A 296-nucleotide genomic window follows, 5' to 3' on the forward strand; every position below is an offset into this window, starting at 1 on the left:
GGGGCTTTCACATCTAACTTATCCAACCGCCTGCGTGCGCTTTACGCCCAGTAATTCCGATTAACGCTTGCACCCTCCGTATTACCGCGGCTGCTGGCACGGAGTTAGCCGGTGCTTCTTCTGCGAGTAACGTCACAGTCAGCAGATATTAGCTACTGACCTTTCCTCCTCGCTGAAAGTGCTTTACAACCCGAAGGCCTTCTTCACACACGCGGCATGGCTGCATCAGGGTTTCCCCCATTGTGCAATATTCCCCACTGCTGCCTCCCGTAGGAGTCTGGACCGTGTCTCAGTTC

At 54.7% G+C, this 296-nt stretch carries 1 rRNA gene; it reads right to left on the reverse strand.

The features are described from left to right. A 16S ribosomal RNA gene (locus J9885_RS14870) occupies positions 1-296 on the reverse strand; the annotation flags it as partial.

Origin of the sequence: Aeromonas sp. SrichE-2G, from assembly GCF_017939565.1 — a bacterium.
In the GTDB taxonomy this organism is placed as follows: Bacteria; Pseudomonadota; Gammaproteobacteria; order Enterobacterales; family Aeromonadaceae; genus Aeromonas; species Aeromonas taiwanensis.